Origin of the sequence: Rhizobium sp. BK591, assembly GCF_014195045.1 — a bacterium.
Lineage (GTDB): Bacteria > Pseudomonadota > Alphaproteobacteria > Rhizobiales > Rhizobiaceae > Rhizobium > Rhizobium anhuiense.
Genome location: NZ_JACIAZ010000003.1, coordinates 51,212 through 72,170 on the forward strand (window position 1 = coordinate 51,212; position 20,959 = coordinate 72,170).

The 20,959-nt window shown below is 60.7% G+C and carries 24 protein-coding genes; 8 read left to right on the forward strand and 16 right to left on the reverse strand.

The genetic code is table 11. The features are described from left to right. The first annotated feature begins 4 nt into the window (after window positions 1-4). Genes FHX10_RS13275 through FHX10_RS13285 form a run of 3 tightly spaced genes read left to right on the forward strand, consistent with a single transcriptional unit; the run spans window position 5 to window position 2,890 of the window. A complete protein-coding gene (locus FHX10_RS13275) occupies window positions 5-949 on the forward strand; it encodes a type II secretion system F family protein (RefSeq protein ID WP_184389498.1) in 945 nt (314 codons plus the stop codon). Between the two features lie 15 nt (window positions 950-964). Then, window positions 965-2,269 carry an AAA family ATPase gene (locus FHX10_RS13280; RefSeq protein WP_184389500.1) on the forward strand — a complete coding sequence of 435 codons (1,305 nt, stop codon included), beginning with the start codon at window positions 965-967 and terminating at the stop codon, window positions 2,267-2,269. Window positions 2,270-2,329: 60 nt separating this feature from the next. After that, a complete protein-coding gene (locus FHX10_RS13285) occupies window positions 2,330-2,890 on the forward strand; it encodes a hypothetical protein (protein WP_028758843.1) in 561 nt (186 codons plus the stop codon). 220 nt (window positions 2,891-3,110) lie between these two features. Here the strand turns inward: FHX10_RS13285 and FHX10_RS13290 are convergent, their stop codons facing one another. Then, window positions 3,111-3,629, reverse strand: a complete 519-nt coding sequence (locus tag FHX10_RS13290; protein ID WP_028758844.1) for a tetratricopeptide repeat protein — start codon at window positions 3,627-3,629, stop codon at window positions 3,111-3,113. Between the two features lie 258 nt (window positions 3,630-3,887). On the opposite strand from FHX10_RS13290, the gene FHX10_RS13295 reads away from it, so the two are divergent. After that, complete coding sequence (locus FHX10_RS13295) at window positions 3,888-4,388, forward strand: hypothetical protein (protein ID WP_028758845.1); 501 nt, start codon at window positions 3,888-3,890, stop codon at window positions 4,386-4,388. A 28-nt stretch (window positions 4,389-4,416) separates the two neighbouring features. On the opposite strand, the gene FHX10_RS13300 is transcribed toward FHX10_RS13295, so the two are convergent. From FHX10_RS13300 to FHX10_RS13315, 4 genes are all read right to left on the reverse strand, one after another. After that, the gene (locus FHX10_RS13300; RefSeq protein ID WP_184389502.1) at window positions 4,417-5,901 is read right to left on the reverse strand and encodes an ArnT family glycosyltransferase; all 1,485 of its coding nucleotides are present in this window, start codon (window positions 5,899-5,901) and stop codon (window positions 4,417-4,419) included. 1 nt (window position 5,902) lies between these two features. Then, window positions 5,903-7,402, reverse strand: coding sequence for a glycosyltransferase family 39 protein (locus tag FHX10_RS13305; protein WP_184389504.1), 1,500 nt, complete (start codon window positions 7,400-7,402; stop codon window positions 5,903-5,905). A gap of 12 nt (window positions 7,403-7,414) precedes the next feature. Continuing rightward, window positions 7,415-8,431, reverse strand: coding sequence for a glycosyltransferase family 2 protein (locus tag FHX10_RS13310; protein ID WP_028755911.1), 1,017 nt, complete (start codon window positions 8,429-8,431; stop codon window positions 7,415-7,417). A gap of 137 nt (window positions 8,432-8,568) precedes the next feature. Further along, the gene (locus FHX10_RS13315; protein WP_183908349.1) at window positions 8,569-10,062 is read right to left on the reverse strand and encodes a glycosyltransferase family 39 protein; all 1,494 of its coding nucleotides are present in this window, start codon (window positions 10,060-10,062) and stop codon (window positions 8,569-8,571) included. Window positions 10,063-10,242: 180 nt separating this feature from the next. Between FHX10_RS13315 and FHX10_RS13320 the strand changes: the two genes are divergently transcribed. Continuing rightward, complete coding sequence (locus tag FHX10_RS13320; protein WP_063474218.1) at window positions 10,243-11,205, forward strand: lysylphosphatidylglycerol synthase domain-containing protein; 963 nt, start codon at window positions 10,243-10,245, stop codon at window positions 11,203-11,205. Here FHX10_RS13320 and FHX10_RS13325 read toward each other — a convergent pair. From FHX10_RS13325 to FHX10_RS13340, 4 genes are read right to left on the reverse strand one after another with little or no spacing between them, the layout of a single operon-like run. After that, window positions 11,173-12,414, reverse strand: a complete 1,242-nt coding sequence (locus FHX10_RS13325; RefSeq protein ID WP_127430681.1) for an RNA polymerase sigma factor — start codon at window positions 12,412-12,414, stop codon at window positions 11,173-11,175. The genes FHX10_RS13320 and FHX10_RS13325 overlap by 33 nt on opposite strands. Window positions 12,415-12,423: 9 nt before the next feature. Further along, window positions 12,424-12,783 carry a YciI family protein gene (locus FHX10_RS13330; RefSeq protein ID WP_028755915.1) on the reverse strand — a complete coding sequence of 120 codons (360 nt, stop codon included), beginning with the start codon at window positions 12,781-12,783 and terminating at the stop codon, window positions 12,424-12,426. Window positions 12,784-12,785: 2 nt separating this feature from the next. Then, on the reverse strand, window positions 12,786-13,145 hold the full coding sequence (locus FHX10_RS13335) for a YciI family protein (RefSeq protein WP_028755916.1): 360 nt from the start codon (window positions 13,143-13,145) through the stop codon (window positions 12,786-12,788). Between the two features lie 10 nt (window positions 13,146-13,155). Beyond that, the gene (locus FHX10_RS13340; RefSeq protein WP_183908347.1) at window positions 13,156-13,512 is read right to left on the reverse strand and encodes a YciI family protein; all 357 of its coding nucleotides are present in this window, start codon (window positions 13,510-13,512) and stop codon (window positions 13,156-13,158) included. 154 nt (window positions 13,513-13,666) lie between these two features. Here FHX10_RS13340 and FHX10_RS13345 point away from each other — a divergent pair, with 154 nt between their 5' ends. Beyond that, a complete protein-coding gene (locus FHX10_RS13345; RefSeq protein WP_183908345.1) occupies window positions 13,667-13,882 on the forward strand; it encodes a hypothetical protein in 216 nt (71 codons plus the stop codon). Between the two features lie 9 nt (window positions 13,883-13,891). Here FHX10_RS13345 and FHX10_RS13350 read toward each other — a convergent pair whose 3' ends face one another. The 3 genes from FHX10_RS13350 to FHX10_RS13360 all read right to left on the reverse strand — a co-directional run bounded on the left by FHX10_RS13350 (window position 13,892) and on the right by FHX10_RS13360 (window position 16,264). Next, window positions 13,892-15,397 (reverse strand): AMP nucleosidase, encoded by a 1,506-nt coding sequence (locus FHX10_RS13350; RefSeq protein ID WP_183908343.1) that lies wholly within the window; start codon window positions 15,395-15,397, stop codon window positions 13,892-13,894. An 87-nt stretch (window positions 15,398-15,484) separates the two neighbouring features. Further along, on the reverse strand, window positions 15,485-15,664 hold the full coding sequence (locus FHX10_RS13355) for a hypothetical protein (RefSeq protein ID WP_028755920.1): 180 nt from the start codon (window positions 15,662-15,664) through the stop codon (window positions 15,485-15,487). A gap of 261 nt (window positions 15,665-15,925) precedes the next feature. Further along, on the reverse strand, window positions 15,926-16,264 hold the full coding sequence (locus FHX10_RS13360) for a DUF2147 domain-containing protein (RefSeq protein WP_097631093.1): 339 nt from the start codon (window positions 16,262-16,264) through the stop codon (window positions 15,926-15,928). Between the two features lie 447 nt (window positions 16,265-16,711). Here FHX10_RS13360 and FHX10_RS13365 point away from each other — a divergent pair, with 447 nt between their 5' ends. Continuing rightward, window positions 16,712-16,978: an SEL1-like repeat protein gene (locus tag FHX10_RS13365; RefSeq protein ID WP_028755922.1), complete on the forward strand. Its 267-nt coding sequence runs from the start codon at window positions 16,712-16,714 to the stop codon at window positions 16,976-16,978. A 135-nt stretch (window positions 16,979-17,113) separates the two neighbouring features. On the opposite strand, the gene FHX10_RS13370 is transcribed toward FHX10_RS13365, so the two are convergent. The 3 genes from FHX10_RS13370 to FHX10_RS13380 form a co-directional block, all read right to left on the reverse strand. Continuing rightward, on the reverse strand, window positions 17,114-18,229 hold the full coding sequence (locus FHX10_RS13370; protein ID WP_184389509.1) for a pyridoxal phosphate-dependent aminotransferase: 1,116 nt from the start codon (window positions 18,227-18,229) through the stop codon (window positions 17,114-17,116). A 104-nt stretch (window positions 18,230-18,333) separates the two neighbouring features. Continuing rightward, the gene (locus FHX10_RS13375) at window positions 18,334-18,735 is read right to left on the reverse strand and encodes a pilus assembly protein PilZ (RefSeq protein WP_028755924.1); all 402 of its coding nucleotides are present in this window, start codon (window positions 18,733-18,735) and stop codon (window positions 18,334-18,336) included. Window positions 18,736-18,957: 222 nt separating this feature from the next. Further along, window positions 18,958-19,359, reverse strand: a complete 402-nt coding sequence (locus FHX10_RS13380) for a DUF2177 family protein (RefSeq protein ID WP_183908341.1) — start codon at window positions 19,357-19,359, stop codon at window positions 18,958-18,960. Window positions 19,360-19,521: 162 nt separating this feature from the next. Between FHX10_RS13380 and FHX10_RS13385 the strand changes: the two genes are divergently transcribed. After that, window positions 19,522-19,968: a host attachment protein gene (locus FHX10_RS13385; RefSeq protein WP_028755926.1), complete on the forward strand. Its 447-nt coding sequence runs from the start codon at window positions 19,522-19,524 to the stop codon at window positions 19,966-19,968. Window positions 19,969-20,021: 53 nt separating this feature from the next. Here the strand turns inward: FHX10_RS13385 and FHX10_RS13390 are convergent, their stop codons facing one another. Then, window positions 20,022-20,888 carry a LysR family transcriptional regulator gene (locus FHX10_RS13390; RefSeq protein WP_028755927.1) on the reverse strand — a complete coding sequence of 289 codons (867 nt, stop codon included), beginning with the start codon at window positions 20,886-20,888 and terminating at the stop codon, window positions 20,022-20,024. Between the last annotated feature and the right edge of the window lie 71 nt (window positions 20,889-20,959).

The following is a 20,959-nucleotide window of genomic DNA, read 5'->3' on the forward strand; positions in this document are numbered from 1 at the left end:
TGTTATGTCGAGTGAGTATGGAATTTACCTCATCGTCTTCTTCGCAGTGCTGATCTTTTCCGCAGCAGCATCGGAATTGTTTTTTCGACAGCGCGAGGTCTCGGTCCGGGTGTCGAAGAGCTCGGCGGCAGCAGGCGATGAGTTCCACCTTGGCGATACGACGATTGCCGATCTCGGCGAGGCGGAAAACCGCCTGATCCGTCGCTATTTCGAGATTACGCGACGTGACACCAATGTGAACTCCACCCAGAACCGGCTGATCCGGGCGGGCTATTTCGCTGCCGGCGCCGTGACCACCTTCCAGATGGTCCGCGCGGTGGTCTGTATCGGCATGCTGGTCGCAGCGGTCTGGGCCCTGAACCGGTTCGCGCCTGATATGTCGCAGATGGTGACGCTGATCCTTGGCATGTTTGCTGCGGGTGCGACCTTTATTCTGGTCAACATCTATATCGACCGGCGCGGCGCCGCCAAGGAGAGGGAGTACCGCCGCCTCTTTCCCGATTTCATGGATATGCTGATCGTCTGCCTCGATGCGGGCATGAGCATCGAGGCGGCGGCGAACCGCGTTGCCCGGGAATTCGTTGCCAAGCGGCAGGACTTCGGCCTGCATCTCTCGATCATGATGCTGGAGGTGCGGGGCGGCCGGCGATTGCGCGAGGCACTCGCCAACCTTGCCGTCCGCCTGAGGATCGACGAGGCCCGGGCCCTTTCCGTTCTGTTCCGCCAATCGGAGGAACTCGGGACCAGCGTAACGCAGACGTTGCGGGTCTACTGCAAGGAAATGCGCGACCTCCGTATCGTGCGCGCGGAGGAAAAGGCAAACGCCCTGCCGGTCAAGATGCTGTTGCCGCTCGGCGCGTTCCTTTTTCCGGTAAGCCTCGTCATCGTTCTTGTACCCGTTGTTATCCGTGTCGTCAGTCTTCTCATCGGCATGAAACCCGGCGGTTGAGCCAAGCGAGGTCCTATGCAGTATTCGTTCGAACAGAATCGTAACGAGGCCATCATTTCCCTCGATCCGCGTATGCCCATGGCACCGGCAAGCATCGAACAAGCCGGACTGGATCCGTCGTTCCTGCTTCGGCTGGCCTCAAAATGTGCGGCCGAGCAGGATACGACCACGGCATCTCATCTGGCTGACCGCATGAAATTGCCGAAAGTGATCGTCAATATCCTGATCAAGGAGCTCGTGAAACTCGCCTATCTCGAGGCTCGCGGCTTGGCTGGTGAGGATGTGCGATCCGATATTCGATATGCGCTTTCCATGAAGGGGTTCGAATATGCCCACGCGGCGTCGCGTCAATGCCAATATGTCGGGCCGGCGCCGGTGTCGCTCGACGCGTTCTGCCGGCAAGTCGGTTTGCAGTCCATCCATTACGAGCGCGTGACCCCGGAGCGGCTGACCGACAGCCTTGACGGGCTGGTGCTCTCGCACGCCCTGGTCGAAAAACTCGGCCCGGCCATCAACTCCGGTCGCTCCATCCTGCTTTATGGACCGCCCGGCAACGGAAAGACGAGCATCGCCGAGCGGACGTCGCAACTGTTTCGCCAAACGATCTGGGTGCCCTATGCCATCGAGGTCGGCGGCCATGTCATCAATTTCTATGACGAAGCGGTGCATCACCCCGTATCGGAGGCTGACACGGAATCTCATCCGAAAGCGGATCAACGATGGATCGAATGCCGCCGTCCGGTGATCAAGACGGGCGGGGAATTGACCCTCGATCAGCTCGATCTCACCTTCAACGAAGGACCAAATGTCTATGAAGCGCCCATACACTTAAAGGCATCAGGCGGCGTTTTCATCATCGACGACTTCGGACGCCAACAAGTGGCACCGCAGGCGCTCATCAATCGCTGGATTGTGCCGCTCGAGCGCGGATATGACTTCCTGACGCTGCACACCGGCAAGAAGTTCAAGGTTCCCTTTGACGAGCTGGTGGTATTTTCGACGAATATCGCACCGAAGGACCTTTCCGACGAGGCGGGCTTGCGGCGACTCAAGTACAAGATCTTTGTGAACACGCCGTCGCGCGACGAATATATCAGAATCTTCAAATCCTATGCCAGCGGCACCGGATTGGCTGTCTGCGATCCTGACCTGAACCTGTTCTATGATCGCAAGTACAACAGCGATGTGCCGGCGTCTTGCTATCATCCGAAATACCTTCTGGATTTTGTCGGTTCTTACTGTGATTTCAATGGCATAGATAGAAATGCATCGCTCGAAATGCTCGAACGGGCATGGGAAGGCGTGTTTACATCGGAATGATTGCGCACTTGCCGCCGATCGCGGCCAGGTAGATTTGATGACTTACGGGGGAGTAAACGAATGACCAGCATTCCGAGTATCGAGGTCGAAGCAGAACGCCCAAAACCAGGCAATTTGCGAACAGTAGAGCAGAGGGGCTCAAAAAGCCCGCTGCTCATCGGTTTGCTCCTGATGCTCCTGCCGGTGAATGCCGGCGTTCTCATCTATACCGCCAAAAACTCGGCGGATGTTCGCGAGAGCCGCGAGACCATCGCCGCGCTGAAAAGGTCCATCGACGGCCTGAAAGGACAGATTGAAAAGCAGTCGCGCAAGATCGACGACAATGCCAAGGCCGACGACGTCGCGCTGATCCGCCAGGGGATGGATGAGCTGCAAAAAGCCGTGGTCAACGAACGGCACAACGACACAGACGGTCTTCGCATGGGTTCCGCTTTGGTCCTGAGCGCGCCCGGCAAGGAACCGGCACAATATTTCGCACCCCGTGCTGCGCCGGCGGAAACTCTGATGCCGGATAGCAGTCTTGCGTCGATCGCAGCCGGGGGCATTGCCGTCAGCGACCTGCCGCGTTACGAACGAACACTCTCGCCGGAAGGCCAGCTCATCCTTCGCAAGGCACGGTAGATAAAGGCTTCACCTGCAAAGCACGTGGCATCAAACGTGCTTCATGTGACGTGCTTCAGCTCTTTGCTTTTACATGATCTCCCTGCCGCAAGCCGCCGCACAGTTTTGCGCGACAGTTTTAAGGCAATCGCCGGACGCTGCCAGGGGCGCCGCGCCGATGCTCGCAACGCGGCAAGGGCGCTCTCATCTCGACACAGATTGCCGATCGCCGAAGGGCCGATCACCGCTGAGCGTAATTGACGCTGTTCTTCATCAATTCGAGATTACGGGCAGTGACTTCGTTTCCGGGATCAAGCTCATAGGCTTTCAGGAAATACCCTCTGGCAGTGCGCAAATCGCCGCGTAAAAGGTGAGAATATCCAATATTGTTGTAGTAGACCGGGGTGTTGCCGATCATGCGCGAGAGTTGCTGGTAGGCGCGGTCGGAGGTGTCGAAGCGGGCAACCATGTCGGCTGAGGCTGCTAAGCCTAGCCAAGCGGCCGGATCCTGCGGAAAAACGTCAACTGCTCGCTTGTAAATGGCGTAAGATTTTCCGTAGTTCTTTTCCTGAAACTGCAGTTTGCCGGTGGTTATCAACTCGTCGTTCTTATAGAAGGCGACGGCTGAGTCATCCTCGAGGGTCTTTGCACTATCGCCATAAGCAGCCAGACCATCGCTGGATGACTGGCAACCAGCTAAAATCGCTCCGGTCGCTATCAAAAGCGCGATGCATTTCGTTCCAACTCTGATCTGCAACATTGGCAATTTGATCCCCATCAGACATTCTTACCCAAGACTCGGATGTGTTCACCTGAGATCATCGTGAAAAAAAGCTAACAACTCAAGAATTTAAGCATATACTCACAAAAAAGCGAGAGAGGCGGTCTTCGCCGGAATGCGACAGTGTGATAAAAATGCCTACTATCCAAGGTAGGCATCATCTGCCTCGTGACTCCTGAGTAGAAATCAAATCGACGTCGCCTATCCTGCTCGTCAGGTCAACGGATGGAACGCCGCATGTGGATCGCGATTTTCACGCTGATGCGACTTGGGCCATCGCTGGCTTACGCGATAGCATCGATCTTCGTACTCAGCATACCGCTCCTGGAAAGCCACCCCTCAAGTGCCTCCGCCTGGTGGCTTTACATGACAATACTTCCGGTCATGCGCGAGCCCATCTATCTGCTTTTGGCGATACCCGGCATTGGAATTTGGAGCGCCACGGTCCTGTTGATGCTTGCATCGATTTTCGGGGTCAGAGTGGCCATGCAGCCACAAAGACACCCCCGTTCAGGCTTCATCCATGCCCATATCGCGCTGATCGCGACCGGTCTGCCTATGGGGCGGGGAGCCGTTGCGCAAGCCGGCCTTTCCGAGTTTGCGTTGCCTCAATTTCAACGAGGCGACTGGTCGTTCCTGCCGCTATCCCAACCGCTTGGGACCTTCCTTTTCATATCCGTGTTTTTGGCTTGCATTTGCTGCCATTTGACAGTCATCAAGCGTGCAATATCGGCGTGATAGAAAAGGGTCAAAATCCTGATTTCGTTCAGCCCGGCTGGTTGACCCAGGCATAACCGAAACGATAGCGGTCGTCGCCGCGCTGATAGAAATAGGGCTTGTCGATCACCAATGCCTCAGGCGTGGATGCGCCGAGATTGGTCTGTAGCCATTGCGCCATATCAGGCGGCAGTGCTTCGCTGCCGTCCTTGGGGAGGAGCCACACCAGGAGAAGCGGTCGCCGGCCGGAGAGATCCGGGCTGAAACCGGGATAATCCACCGAGAGGACCGGCACGCCGGGAATATCCTGCCTGAGATTGCCGGCGAGCAGACTGTCGCCGGCAAGGATCGCCGCCGGTTCGGCCTGCTGGCGCAGGGTTTCCAGCATCGGGGCATAAGGCCTGTTCAGCCGCTCGTAATGGCCGGTGAAACGTGCGGCCGCGACGCTGCCGTAAAGGGCCGCCGGTACGCCGATCATGATGATGGCGACGACAGCCATGAAACGCCGGAATGCCTTGGCGGTCGTGACACCTGCGGCCTCGATCTTCAGGCAGACATAGAGCGGCAAGATGAAGAGCATCGGCACCAGCCAGCGATCCTTGATGCCGGCAGCACCCCCGAAGACGATCAGAAGCAGAATGCCGATGAGGAAGACGAGCATCATCCGCTCGAGCAACTGCGTCCATTGCGAGCCGGAGCCGAGCGCCGGACGAAGGCTTTTGCCGAAAATGATCGCGAATATCGCCACGGTCAATCCGGCAAAGCTGATGACGGCGAGGGCGAGCGAGCTGACGCCCATCGCCACCTGCGCGGGATAGCTCGCATGGCCGCTGGCGGTCATCTTCTCCAGGGTGCGTGCTGTGGCGAAATCGAGATTGTCCTTCAGCCAGAACAGATGTGGCAGGATGATGATGAGCGCCACCACCGCCGTCAGTACCAGCCGCCTATCGAAGATCCGCGGCCGCAGACGCGCATCCGCCAGTGCGGCGATGAGGGCTGCCGCCGGCAGGATCGCAAAATTATATTTGGCAAGCAGGCCGAAACCGATGCCGACGCCTGCTATCAGATAGGAGGCAAGACTCGGCTGTTTCAGGCTGCGGATGAAGCCGTAGAAGAAGATGCCCGCCGAGAAGAACACGGCGACCGTATGCGTCAGGTCGCGCTGCATCTCGAAAACCATCTGCGGGATGGTGAGCAGGCCGAGCGTGGCGATCGCCACCAGCGCCTTGTCGCGCAGGACGAGCCGCGCTGTCAGGCCGTAGAGCAGGTAGGAGATGAACAGCAGAAGATTCTTGACCACCGAAAGGGCGGCAAGCGAGACGCCTGTCAATTGGAAGACGGTGTATTGCAGCCAGTTGTAGAAGGGCGGCTGCGGGCCGTAGCCGGCGGCAAGCCATTGCGAGCGGAAGACCTGTTCGGCCTCGTCGAGATCGAGCGAATGCGAGGTTGCGAGCCGTACGCCGACCTGAAGCATGAAATAGGCGGCCAGCAGGGCGAAAATCCAACTGATGTCGCGACGATTGGTCTCGGTCATCCTATCTGGTCTCCGGCCGAACCCAGCCATAACCGAGCGCGAAATTGTCGCCCGGTCGGCCGAAATAATAGGGAAGCGACAGCGAGCCGATCTCCTGCGGTGCGATGCCCGCCGCCGTCAGCGCCGATGAAAACCGCTCCGGCATGACGGCATCCGCAGCCGTCGCCGTTTTCTTGCCGCGCCAGACGATCAGCACCGGCCCCTTGGCCTCGGCATAGGCCGGAATGCCCGGTGCCGGAAAATCCGGGATCACCACCGGCACGTCGGGAAGCTGCAGCCGCATGTTGCCGCCGATATAGGGATCGGAAGCGATCACCAGCGCCGGTTCAGCCTGTCGCGTCATATCGCGCGAAAAACCCGCCATCGGCACATTCGGCCTGCTGTAGATGCCGATCAGCCCGGCGCCGACGACACGGAAACCGAGCGCGATCAGCACGCAGGCCATCAGCACCGGCAGCACCGGCCGGAAGCGGCGCAGCCCGGCGGCAAGGTCGAGGTCGGCAGCCTGCATCTTCGCCAGGAAATAGAGCGGCAGCACCAGCAGGAACGGGTCGAGCCAGCGTTCGCGCACGGTGGTGGAGCCGGTGAACAGCACGATCAAAGCTATGCCGGCAAGACTTGCGAGCATCATCCGCTCCATCATCCCGGTCCAGCGGTTTCCGGCCGAAAGCGCCCGGACGAAATCCCGGCGGAAGGTGGCGGCGAAGATTGCGACCGGCAGCGCCGCAAAGGCGATGATGGCGACGAGAAAGGCGAGAAGGCCTTTGCCGATCCGTACAATGCCGGCCGGTTCGCTGCCGGCGGCCATCTTGACCAGAGTGTCGGAGGAGGCGAATGCAAGATTGCCCTGCAGCCAGATCGCGTGCGGCAGGACGATGACGAGCGCAACGGCGACTGCGGCCAGCATGCGCCAGTCGAGCGCCCTGCGCCGCCATTCGGCATCGGGCAGGATGGCGATCAAGGCGGCGACGGGCATCAGCGCGAAATTATACTTCGAGATCAGTCCGATGCCGGTCGCAAGCCCGAGCACGAGATAGCTGCCGATATCGGGTCGGTCGAGCGTGCGGAAGAAGCCGTAGAGAAACAGCGAACTGGCAAAGAGCAGCGCCGTCGTGTGGGTCAGATCCTGCTGGGCCATGTAGGAGACCTGGGGCAGGGTGATCAGCGCCAGCATGGCGACGGCGGCAAGCGCCTGGTCCTTCAGCACGCGCTGCCCGGCAAGGCCATAGAAGAGATAGGACAGGAACAAGAGGATGTTCTTCGGGACAATAAGCGCGCCGATCGACATGCCCGTCACCGAAACGACGGCATATTGCATCCAGTTGTAGAAGGGCGGCTGCGGGCCGTAGCCGGCCAGCAGATATTGCGAGAAGAAGGATTGCTCGGCCTCGTCGAGCTCCAGTGAATGCGGAAGCACGATGCGCAGCACGATGTTGAGCACGAAATAGGCTGCAAGCAGCAGGCCCGCGGTCTTGATCGTCCTCGTTGCGCGCTCCAGCATCGGGCTGCCGGCTTAGGCTTGGCTGTGATCGTCGAAGATCTGTCGCACGATGTAGTTCGGAGAGGCGTCGTCGCGATAATAGGTGCGCGCAATCATCTCAGCCAGAATGCCGGTGGTGATCATCTGCACCGACGACAGCAGCAGCACGACGCCGACCATCAGCATCGGTCGCGTTCCGATATCGTTGCCCAGGATGAACTTGTCGAAGCCGAGATAGAGCAGGATCAGCATGGCGACCGCGCCGAGGCCAAGACCCAGAGAGCCGAAGAAATGCCCGGGCCGTGCCTTGTAGCGCATGAAGAACATCACCGACAGCAGGTCGAGGATGACGCGGAAGGTGCGCGAAATGCCGTATTTCGAAACACCGTGCTCGCGGGCATGATGGGTGACGGCCATCTCGCCGATGCGCGAGCTCGGGACGACACCGGCGACCCAGGCCGGGATGAAGCGGTGCATTTCGCCCATCAGCTTCACCTGCTTGATGATCGAGGCACGGTAGATCTTCAGGCTGCAGCCGTAATCGTGCAACTTGACGCCGGTGATACGGCCGATCAGGTAATTGGCGCACCACGACGGGATCTTGCGCAAGAACAGACCGTCCTTACGGTTCTTGCGCCAGCCGACCAAAAGGTCGAGTTCGCGCCGTTCCAGTTCGGCGACCATCGAAGGAATGTCCTTCGGATCGTTCTGGAGGTCGCCGTCCATCGTCGCGATCAGCCGGCCTCGCGCGGTGTCGATACCGGCCTGCATGGCGGCGGTCTGGCCGAAGTTGCGCTGCAGCTCGACGATTCTGAGCGCCAGCCCCTCGCGTCCGACAAACTTGCGGGCGTTGACGAGCGTCGCATCGGTGCTGCCGTCATCGACGAGGATCAGCTCCCAGCGATGCGGGTAGCCGGCCATCGCGGCCGCGACACGCTCAACAAGCGGACCGACGCTTTCCTCTTCGTTGAAAATGGGCACGACCAGCGACAGTTCGAGCGATTGTACCGGATCATTCGTGTCGCGAATGGGCTCTACCGTTGTCTGCAACTTTCATCTCCAAAAGGCCGGGCGGCCGAGTATTCTTTACTGCTGCCGCCGCGCTTGCGGAAGGCTACTACATGAAGTGTCCGCCGGTTGCCAGCGGCAATGGCGGTTTCCCAGCAATCGGCTGCGCTGCCGGCGCGCTATTTCGCGCCTCCCTCCACCCAGGAGTAACCGATGGAGAAGCTACGTTTGCCGTCACCGAAGAGATAGGGCAGCGTCAGCGTGTTCAACTCTTGCAGATGAATGCCCGATTTGACGAGATCGCGGGCGAAACCGGGGGCAATTGTCGGGTCGTCTGCGGTCTCACCGCGCCAGATTACCAGCACCGGCCCCTTCGCCGTCGCATATTCGGGAACCCCGACACCCGGGAAGAACGGTATCACGACGGGAACATCGGGAAAGGCCAGCCTCAGATTGCCGGCCACGAACTTGGTCCCCGCCACGATGAGAACCGGCTTGCGGGTCGCGGTCAATTCAGCGACGTAACCGGAGAAGGGTACGTTCGTTCTCGTATAGGTGCCGATGTAGTGAATGCCGACGATCCGAAAAAGAAGGATCGACAGGATGACGACCATGAAGACCGGCACCACGGGCCGGAAGCGGGCGAGGCCGGCAGAAAGATCGAGATCGGCGGTTTCCAGTTTCAGGAACAGATAAAGCGGCAGGACGAGCAGGCACGGGTCGAGCCAGCGCTCGTGGATATCACTGGCGCCGGCAAAAAGGACCACGCCGACGAAGGCGACCAGGCTGATGACCATCATCCGCTCGATCACCCGGATCATCGGGCTGGACGAGGAGAGCGCGCGAAAGAAATCGCGCCGGAAGGCGGCCGCGAGGAGAACGATCGGCAATGCGACGAAGCCGAGGACGGCGATGACGAGAGACAGCAACCCCTGTCCGATGCGCGGCAGGCCGGCGGGGGCCAGGTCTTCGGCGGTCATCCGCTCCAGTGTCGGCGCAGAGGCGCTGGCGAGATTGTCAGGCAGCCAGAGCGCATGCGGCAGCACGATCAGAATGGCGAGGACGACCGCCGGCAGCAAACGCCAGTCGATCAGACGGCCGCGCCATTTCCGGTCCGGCAGCACGGCGATCAGGGCGGCAGCCGGCAGGATGGCGAAATTGTATTTCGAGATCAGCCCGATGCCGGTGGCGATGCCGATGATCAGGTAGCTCCCGATCGTCGGCTGGCGCAGCGTGCGGAAAAAGCCGAAGAGGAAAAGCGAGGTTGCAAACAGCAGCGCGACGGTATGCGTCAATTCGCGCTGCGCCATCAAACCCACTTGCGGCAGAGTGATCAGGCTCAGCATGGCGACGGCTGCGAGCGAGCGGCCCTTTAGCACCTCGCGGGCTGCAAGCCCGTAGAACAGATAGCAGCCGAAGAGAATGATGTTCTTCGGCACCGACAGCACCCACATCGATATGCCGGTCACCGAAACGATGGCATATTGTATCCAGTTATAGAAAGGCGGCTGCGGGCCATAGCCGGCAAGCAGGTATTGTGAGTAGAAAGATTGCTCCGCCTCGTCGAGATCGAGCGTATGAGGCAAGGCGATGCGCAGCGCGATGTTCAGCAGGAAATAGACTGCCAGAAACATGCTGGCGCTCGTAATGCTTCTGGTAATCCGCTCCAACATCGATCTCCACGTCAAGCCGGCAAGGCGTATCATATACCGGTCAGCGCCCGGATCGTCGGCGGGAAGGCGCCTTCGCCTCCATCGCCATCAACTCCGCCGTTGTGCGCAACCTGCATTTCTCTTAAAAGGCCTGGCGACGGGACCGGTCCCATGCCGACCCAAGCGAGGAATGCCTACTACATGAAGAGCTCGATCGTTGAAAGCCGGCAATCCTGGTTTATGCGCAATCGCATGACCATTCTGACGGTCGTCATCGTCGCAGCCTATGCGCTCTTCATCCAATGGTTCTGGGGGTGGCCCGTCATCATCAGGCAATGGGCCGATGTCGGCGCCGGTCCGGTGATCGGCGCGCTCGTGCTTTTGACGAGCACCTATTTCCTGCGCACCTGGCGCATCTATGATTATTTTCCAAAGGAAACGGCCGGCCGGTTCGCCGTCCTCTTCCGCGTCACGCAGATCCACAACCTCTTGAACATCATGCTGCCCTTCCGCACCGGCGAGACCAGCTTTCCGCTGCTGATGCGCACCGAATTCGGCATTCCGCTGACGCGCGGAACCTCGGCGCTCTTCGTCATGCGGCTGCTCGACCTGCACGCGCTTCTGGCCGCCGCCGGCATCGGCTTTGCCGTCGCCGCCGCCAATGCGGCTGTTGCCTGGTCGCTCTGGACCGCCTTTCTGCTGTTGCCGGTCGCAGCCTTTGCCGCCCGCAAGCCGCTGCTGCGCCTCGCCGCCCGGCTGCTGCCTAATAAGGCGCAGAAATTCGTCGCCGAGATCGAAAACGGTTTGCCGCTCGATGCCGTGGCCTTTGCGCGCGCCTGGGCGATGACCATCGTCAACTGGCTGGTGAAGGTGATGGTGCTTGCCTGGGCGCTCGGCCTGATGGGCGTGTCGCCGATGGCGGCAAGCTTCGGCGGCGCGCTCGGCGGCGAGCTCTCCTCCGTGTTGCCGATGCATGCGCCGGGCGGCGTCGGCACCTATCCGGCCGGCATCACCGCCGGCGCCATCGCTCTCGGTGCCTCGAGCGAGCGGATGGCTCTGGCCGCGCTGGCGCAGGCGAGCATCAATGCCCACCTGCTGATCATCGTCTCGGCGCTCACCGGCACGGCGATCTCACTGCCGCTCGGACGCCGCGGCAAGCTCTGAAATCCGTTTTCTCAGAAACGCCTGCTCCGGCTCCTGCCGGCAGAGCGACAGCGCCGTTTCATAGGCGGCGATCGCCTCTTGTCTCCGGCCGAGACGGCGCAGGAAATCGGCGCGCGCCGAATGGGCGAGGTGATAGGCCTGCAGCTCCCGGCGGGCCAGAATGGCATCGATCAGTTCCAGCCCCTTTGCCGGCCCGTCCGCCATCGCGATCGCCACGGCGCGGTTGAGCTCGACGATCGGGGAGGGCTGGGCCGCCAGAAGCAGATCGTAATAAAAGGCGATCCGCCGCCAGTCGGTCTCTTCGGCAGCCGGCGCCCTGGCATGCTCGGCGGCGATCGCCGCCTGCAGCGTATAGGTGCCGATCTCTCCCGCCCGCATCGCCTCCTTGAGTAGCGCCAGGCCTTCCCTAATCTTCGCATGATCCCAGAGCGAGCGGTCCTGATCGGCAAGCAGCACCAGCGATCCCTCTTCGCCGCGGCGGGCGGCGCGGCGGGAGTCCTGCAGCAGCATCAAAGCCAGCAGGCCGGAGACGTCGGGATGCGGCAGCAGCGCCAGAAGCAGCCGCGCCAGACGTATCGCCTCTGCGGTCAGGTCGGCGCGGACCACGTCTTCGCCCGAAGAGGCGGAATAGCCCTCGTTGAAGACGAGGTAGATGACGTGTAGCACCCGGTCGAGCCGCGGCGGCAGCGCTTCGCGGCCCGGCACCTCGTAGGGGATTTTCGCCGCGCGGATCTTGCCCTTGGCGCGCACGATCCGCTGCGCCACCGTCGGCGCCGGAATGAGGAAGGCATGGGCGATCTCTTCGGTGGTCAGTCCGCAGATTTCTCTGAGTGCCATCGCCATCTGCGCATCGGCCGGAATGAGCGGATGGCAGCAGGTGAAGATCAGCCGCAGCATGTCGTCCTCGATCGGTTCCATGTCGCCGATCTCCGTTGCGTCGGGGGAGTAGAGGCTGTCTTCGATGTGATGCTGCGAAGCATCGAAACGCGCCCGCCGCCGGATCGTGTCGATCGCCTTGAAGCGTCCCGTCGAAACGAGCCAGGCGAAGGGATTGCCGGGAATGCCGTCCGTTGGCCATGTCCGGGCGGCCGCAGCGAAGGCGTCGTGCAGCGCTTCCTCCGCCCGGTCGAAATCGCCGAGCAGGCGGATCAGCGTCGCCAGCACCCGGCGCGACTGCGTTCGATAGATCTCCTCGATCACGCGTTCCAACGGGCCACCTCAGTCCGGCAGGGTCAGCATTCGCACGGGCCTCAGTTCGACCGCGCCGAAACGTGCCGATGGGATCCGCCCGGCAATCTCCCTGGCTTTCACCATGTCAGGCGCCTCGATGACGTAAAAGCCGGCCAGATGCTCCTTGGTTTCGACATAGGGGCCGTCGGTGGCTGACAGGCTGTTGTTTCGAACACGCAGCACGGTCGCCTTATCAGGCATCTCAAGCGCATCGGCATGGATCATGATGCCGTCGCGGCGCAGCTCCTCGTCGAAGGCGAAATGCGCTTTGACGAGTTCATCGGTTTCCGCCGCGGTCAGCCTGCCGTCGGTGTCGGCACTGTTATAAATCAGGCAGATGTAGCGCATGGCTATTTCCCATCCTGGATGGAGTAAGTCGGGCGCACTTCGATTGAGCAATATTTGAGGATCGGAAAACTCGACACGATCGTCTTCGCCTCCTCGATGTTCTCGGCTTCGATCAGCACAAAACCGCCGAGGTGCTCTTTGATTTCGGCAAATGGGCCATCGGTCGCAAAGGCCTCGCCATTGCGCAGGCGGACCGTGATCGCCGTTGACGGTTCATGCAAGGCGAGCGCCACCTGCAGATGACCGCTCTCGCGCCAGCGATTGTCGCTGGTGATGCACTCCTGTGTGAGCGCATCCCATTCGGTCTGAGGGACCAGCTTGCTTTTTTCCGTGTCGAACCAGATCTGGCATAGAAATTTCATCGGTCTCTCCTCATTTAGCTCCGAATTCGTGGATTGGCCGCACTTCGATCGCACCGAGCCTGGCGAGCGGAATGCCGGCGGCGATGCGGATCGCCTCGTTGAGATCCTTTGCCTCGATCAGGATAAAGCCGCCGAGCGCCTCCTTCGTCTCGGCGAAGGGACCGTCCGTCACCGACATCTCGCCGCCCCGCACCCGCACGGTCACCGCCGATGTCGGCGGCTGCAGCGCCTGCGCGACAATCATATGCCCGTTTTCGGCAAGGTCCTTGTCATAGGCCAGGGAATTGGTGTCGAGTTCGGCCTTCTCCTCTTTCGTCATGGCGTCGAGCACACCGCCATCGAACCAGACCTGACAGAGATATTTCATCGCAGGCAGCCTCCTTGTGAGTATTCAATAACCCTGGACGACCGAGCTCCACGCATTTCGACAGCGGCGGAAAAAATCTTTGTTCCGGCCGGCTGTCGAAATCGCCAGACAGCACTCGACAAGGCTTCATCGAAACCTGTCGAGGAGAACGACAATGAGCATTCTTGAAATCGCCCTGGCAAGCCAGATCTGGGCACGCCGCCGCGAGAAGCGTCAATTGGGGCTGGACGATGCCGATGCGCTGAAGGCTCTTCTGCGCATCGCCTTCGTCATCGTCGCCTTCACCCTGCTGATTTCAGGGCTGAACCTTGCCGCCGGCAGGCCGCAGATGCTGGCCGACGGCTCGGCGTCGGTTGCGGCAGGCAGATGAGCAAACGGCCTATTGGAAGGCCGTTTCGAAGAAGCTGCGCAGCTTGCGCGAATGCAGCGCTTCCTTCGGCATGGCGGCCAGCTTCTGGACGGCGCGGATGCCGATCTGCAGATGCTGGTTGACCTGCGTGCGGTAGAAGGCCGTCGCCATGCCCGGCAGCTTCAATTCGCCGTGCAGCGGCTTGTCGGAGACGCAGAGCAGCGTGCCATAGGGCACACGGAAGCGGAAGCCGTTGGCGGCGATCGTCGCCGATTCCATGTCGAGTGCGATGGCGCGCGCCTGGGAGAGCCGCTTCACCGGCCCGCGCTGGTCGCGCAGTTCCCAGTTGCGGTTGTCGATCGTGCCGACGGTGCCGGTGCGCATGATGCGCTTCAGCTCGAAACCCTCATAGCCGGTGATTTCGGCAACGGCCGCTTCCAGCGCCACCTGCACTTCGGCCAGCGCCGGGATCGGCACCCAGACCGGCAGGTCGTCGTCGAGAACATGGTCCTCGCGCATATAGGCATGGGCAAGCACATAGTCGCCAAGCCGCTGGCTGTTGCGAAGACCGGCGCAGTGGCCGAGCATCAGCCAGGCATGCGGGCGCAGCACGGCGACGTGGTCAGTGATCGTCTTGGCGTTGGAGGGGCCGACGCCGATATTGATCATGGTAATCCCGGCATGGCCCTTCTTCTTCAGATGGTAGGCCGGCATCTGCGGCAGGCGGGTAAGCGCCGCATCCGTTTCCGGCGCGTTCGAGCCGGGCAGGGTGACGACATTGCCGGGCTCGACGAAGGCGGTATAGCCATCGCCGCCGCCCTCGGCCATCAGCTTGCGCGCCCAGCCGCAGAATTCGTCGATATAGAACTGGTAGTTCGTAAACAGCACGAAATTCTGAAAATGCTCGGCATGCGTCGCCGTATAATGCGACAGTCGGGCGAGCGAATAGTCGATGCGTTGCGCGGTAAACGGCGCAAGCGGCGAGGGCTCTCCCGGCGGCGGGATATATTCGCCGTTGGCGATCTCGTCGTCGGTGGTGTTGAGATCTGGCGTGTCGAAGATATCGCGCATCGGAACGTCGATGAAGGCGTTGGTCGATGCCTCCACATGCGCACCCTCGCCGAAGGCGAAGTGCAAGGGGATCGGCGTCGTCGATTCCGAGACGATGACAGGAACATTGTGGCTCTTCATCAGCAGCGCCAGCTGCTCCTTCAGGTAATGCTTGAAGAGCTTCGGCCGGGTGACCGTCGTCGTATAGATGCCGGGTGCTGTGACATGACCATAGGAAAGCCGGGAATCGACATGGCCGAAGCTTGTTGTCTCGATGCTGACCTGCGGATAAAAAGCGCGGTAGCGCGAGGAGATCGGCGCGCCCTGTGCGAGTTCGGTGAAGTTCTGGATCAGAAAAGCCGTATTGCGCTCGTAAAGCGCCGTCAGCGCCTCGACCGCCTTGGCGGGATCATCGAAACTCTCGGGCTGGAAAGGAGGTGGAGAGGATGTGTCGAGGGGCGACAAAGGGGAGATTCGTTTGTTCATGACGCATTATAGAGAGTTGTTTTTGACAAGCAAACGACGCGCGCCGACGGATTCCGATTTTTTATCCTCTTCCGCGTCTGGTGCCTATCATCGCACCGCAGGCGCGCAGAAGGTGCCGTTTCTCTCCAGGCAGGTATAGCTCGCCCCGAAATGCGATTGGGCACCGCCACCGCCTTCGTGCACCACGACCGCCGAAAATGTGACCGCGAAGATCGCCGCAAACAGGGTGATGATGCTAAAGCGTCTTGCCAGAATATAGAGGTCCATTGCCTTGTCCCCGATACGCAACTCTATCGTGACAAGAGTTTTGTCATGCCGCGGCTGAACGAGTGCTGAGATGCCGGTTCATCCGCCGTTCAGCTTGCGGGGCAGGCTCCGGAGGGGTGCGGAGAGGATTTATAAGGGGTCGTCAGTCGGATCGGCCCCATTCGGCCATCGCCGGACGGCTGACCGAATGGGGCCGCAAAGGGCATCGAAGCATACCGGTGTGCCGGCATGCTTCTGTATTGGGGATGATCTGTCGATGGATCAGAGCCGCGTCCAGGTCTGCGACTTGCAGAGGATCTTCATCACGCAGCCCTGCATTCTCAGCGAATTGCCGGAAACCTTGCCCGAGCCGCTATAGGTCTTTTCGGCGGCCGGGTCGGTGATCTCGCCCGCATAGCTGCCGTCGGTTCCCGCAAGCGTGCCGATCTTCCGGCCGGCATATTTACCGGTCTTCAGCGTCACGCAATAACTGCCGCCGCAGGATGCGATCACCGCCGTATCACCGGCGGCCGTCTTCCAATTGCCGACGATCGGCTCCTCGGCATGCGCGATGCCCGCAATCATTGCAATAGTGCCGGCGAGAACGAAGCTGCGGATCATCTTTTCCTCCATGATGTCCCTTGATCGGCCGCGAAAATAACTGACGCGAACGTAAAGGTAAATAAGCCCGATCGTTGTTCTGCGGATCGAGTGAAAAACCGGAGAAAAAAGCCATGCGGCGAGCTTGCAAAGATATCGCCTGCTGATTTCATGATGAACGATCCCTTTATTTTCAAATCTGAATCTTTCGTAAAATTGGCGCGAAAATCCTTAATTCGCAAGGAATCTGATGTTTAACAAAAACCCAAATTTACCAAGCATTTGCACTTTGTTTGTCTAGAATTAATCATGCATTTTAGGCGTTTTTTGAAGGCCGTTCGGCATAGTGAAGCCATCAAACGAGCGGGGCAAACCCGCCGGACCGGAAGGGCCGCCAAGCCGCGATAGACGGCAAGGCCCGGAGGTAAAACAGGGTAAGTCATAAACAGGCTAACAGGGATAAAACCGATGGCACGCTTTGAAATGCACAATGCTGAAACGGCCACCATGGGTGGCGACAACAACGCCGATGTCTTCTGCGAAATGGGTCTGATGTATGCGACCGGCCGCGGCTGTGAAGTCGATCTCGTCGCCGCCCACAAATGGCTGAACATCGCTGCCATCAAGGGCAACGATCGCGCCGCCGAGCTTCGTGCCGACGTGGCCGCCGCCATGGACAAGATGCAGCTCGTGGCAGCGCTGCGCGCCGCCCGCGAGTGGATGACGGTTCACTGACACCCACCTGCCGGCAATTCGGTAGGAACGATATAACAACCTCGGAAAGAGGGAGCTGGCGGGGCGCTTTGGACGGGGCCGACGCCGGGAGAAGGGAACCGCGACCGGATCCTCCACCGGCCGCGGTTCTTGCCCTTATCGGCCGATCTTTTTCAGCACCTGCGGCAGCGCGTTTTCGAGGAGCGCCATATCCGCCTCCGGCCCGACGCTGATGCGAATGCAGCGATTGAGCGGCGCCACGCCAGGCATGCGGATGAAGACGCCATGCTCCATCAGCCCGTCGACGATCGCGCGGGCATAAACGCCGTCGCGTCCGGCGTCGATCGCCACGAAATTGGTCGCCGAGGGCAGGGGCTCGAGACCGTTCGCCCGGGCGATAGCGCCGATCCGCTCCCGCGCCGCATGGATTTTCCCGACCACCTCGACGAGATAGGCCTGGTCCTTGAGGGCGGCCAGCGCTGCTGCCGTCGCCAGCCGGTTCATGCCGAAATGATTGCGGATTTTGTCGAAGGCCTGCGCCGTGCCTGGCGTCGAGATCACATAGCCGATGCGTGCGCCGGCAAGTCCGTAGGCCTTGGAGAAGGTGCGGGTGCGAACGACGTTCGGCAGCTCGATCAGCGAGGAGATCGACGGCAGCGACCCTGCCGGCCCCGTCTCGCTATAGGCCTCGTCGAGCACCATCAGCGTCGTCTCGGGCAGCGCCCGGGCGAAAGCGACGATGCTCTTGGCATCCCACCAGCTTCCCATCGGATTGTCGGGATTGGCAAAATAGACGAGCGGCGCATTCTCCCGCTTCACGGCATCGAGCAGGCCGTCGAGGTCCTCGCGGTCGTTGGCGTAGGGAACGGTCACCAGCCGGCCGCCGAAACCGGCGACGTGGAAATTGAAGGTCGGATAGGCGCCGAGCGAGGTGACGACGGGCGCGCCCGGTTCGATCACCAGCCGGACGATCTGGCCGAGCAATTCGTCGATGCCGCTGCCGATGGCGATGTTGCCGGCCGAGACGCCGAGATGGGCGGCAAGCGCTTCCCTGAGCGCGAAATTCTCCGGATCATTGTATTTCCAGATATTGCCGGCCTCCTCGCGCATCGCGGCAAACACGGAAGCGGCTGGGCCGAAACCGTTCTCATTGGCGCCGATGCGCGCCGAAACGGCAAGTCCGCGCTGGCGTTCGATCGCCTCGGGGCCGACAAAGGGAACTGTGGAGGGCAGGGCGCTGGCAAGGGGGGTGAAGCGCGAAAAGGCGGACATGCGAAAGCGGGTTCCCGGGCATATTGACAATTGACGAAACAATAGGCCCGGGCACGGCCAACGCAAGCAAGATTATTTCTGCAACAAGCCTGTTATGGGACGGTTCACGCCCTGAAGATCGGCGCACGTCGGGCGGCGATCGCTTCCATGTTGCCCACGAGGAAATCGGTGCGCACGACGCGGCGTAGAACCTCGGGGTCCATGATGTTGATGAACCGGACGCCGATGCGTTCCTTGTGGCGATAGACCTCGGCGCAGCCGATGCGATAGGCGAGGCCGAGAATGTTGAGATAATAATGCTTCGGCAGGCCGGCCGTGGTCGAGACGATGAAGGTGGCGCCGCCTTGGGATATATCGATGATCTCGGCGCTTCGCATCGAGACGCCGGTCAGGCATGGCCGGACGGCGACGATGCGGGCCGGCCGCTTGACGATGAATTCTTCCCAGCGCTGGTCGTAGACGGCGGACTTGACCGTGGCAAGGTGTGTAGCGCGGAGCATAGTCATTCACATTCTCCGTCAGTCAGGACACATTGGGGGTTTATCTCAATCAAGCTGACCTTGATCTCATTCAGGCTGGCTTGATCGAGCAACTGGTCTTGATCCCAACCAAGGTCACATGAATGTTTTGCACATTCGTCAAATATAAAATTACAATTTTAACGAGTTCAAACTTTGTTCCCAAGCGGGACGCCTTCATGTTCATTATCGGGACGCGGTTTTGTGGTTTCAGCCCAGAAATCTGACGGCAAGATATCCGCCGGCGGCGGTCAGCGCCGTCAGAGCCGTGCCCCAGGCCATGTCGACCAGGCTCATGACGACTGGCCAGTTGCGAAGCGTGGCAAGATTGGTGATGTCATAGGTGCCATAGGCCGCCAGTCCCAGAATGGCACCGTGGAGAAATGCGGTGACGATCGAGCCTTCCGACAGCGCCGGCAGCACGGCGAGCACGACCACGGCCGCGGCAAAGAGCAGGTAGAACAAGGCGGCGATCGCAAGATTGGGCGAGGGAAGCATCAGCGCGCCCAGCTGGTCGCGATAAAAATTGCGGGCGATGAGGCCGAGCCAGATTCCGTCGCAGACGAGAAGGGTGAGAACGGCGCCGGCATAGGCGAGCAGTGATGTCTTCATCGTCAGTCTCCCGAACTTGGCCCTTTTTACGCAGCAAAGGCCGGCCGGATCGCTGCCCGTTCGATTTCGTTGCAATTTTCCCGAACTCTTTCAATGGCCAGGCGTTCTGCCTTGAACGATGAAGCATGGCGCGCTTCGAATGACGACAGTGAGGAATTGAAAATGACTGATGTCAAAGTCCCTTGGAAATCATGGGTCGTGGTCTGCAATGGAGCCAAGGCTCTGATCATGCAGAATGCCGGCGATGCCCAACTGATGAACCTGAAGGTGCTGGAAACCCTGACGCAGCCGAGCGCGCCCGATCGCGAGATTGGCGCCGATAAGCCCGGCCGCAGCCATGCCGCCAACGGCTTCAGCGGCAGCGCCGTCGAGGAGACCAACTGGCAGGATCAGGCCGAAGCCCAGTTTCTGAAACAATTGGCCGAAAGGCTGGACGAATTGGCGCAGGAAAAGGATGCCCGCCGCATCATCCTCGTTGCGCCGCCGAAGGCGCTCGGCGCGTTGCGGCCGGCCCTCAGCGCCGATACGCAGGCAGCGATCTCCGCGGAATTGGCGAAGGACTATACCAATATGCCGGTCGACGAGATCGAGCGGCATCTCGCGGCCTGAGCCCGTTCGCAGTAACTTGAGGAAACGCGGGTCGAGAGGCCCGCGTTTTCGCGTCATACCAATGGCATCCGCCCAGCAAACAGCTCTTCACGATCGGCAAAGAGCGCCGCCAGGCGGTCGATGACGATCCTGACCTCCGGCCGTTGCCGCTCGTCATCATGCGCAACAATCCACATCTCATACGTCAGCTCGTCGATCACAGGCCCGGCGCGGACGAGCCTGCGCTCGTGATCGCCGATAAAACAGGGAAGCACGCCACGGCCGGCACCGCCGCGGATCAGGTGAAACAGCATATGCGGCGTGTTCGTCCAGCTGGTGATCCAGTAATCCGGCTGTTCGAAAGTCCATTTGTCGGCCGGCGTGATGGCGGTATCGGTGCCGAGCGAGATCCAGTTGCAATTGGCCTCGTCATAATCTGCCGCCTGATAGGCCGCATGTGCCACCTTGACCGAACGGCGGATCGCGACGTTGCCGCTCTCCGGCCGGCTGTGGCCAACGGCGATATGCGCTTGCCGATAGGTGAAATCAACACTCGCATCTGAGGTTTTGTAGCACATGCGGAAGCTGTCCTTCGGCGTCCAGACGCTGGCCAGATGATCGGCGATGAAGCGCAAGGTCCAGCTGTCGGCGGCCGTCGAGACGATCGGTAGTGTCAGCACCTCACCGCGCCAGTCCGAGATCGCACGCGCGGCATCCTGCATCAGCCGGACGCGATCGAGCAGTTCCTGCCCATCCTTGGCGAGCAGATAACCGGTGGGGCCGCGGCTGAACAGCGAGCGGCCCGTCACCCGTTCGAGCGCCAGCATGCGCCGGCCGATGGTCGGGGCGCTGAGCCCGGTGCGCTGAGCCGCCGCCGAAAGCCCGCCGCCGGTCGCGACATGGAAGAAAAGCTGCAGGTCGTCCCAGCTGGCATCTTTCATGGATGAAAACCCCCTTTCCCCCACGCCTCTACATCGGATGGGCGCGAAGGCTTAGCTCAAGTGCACGAGCC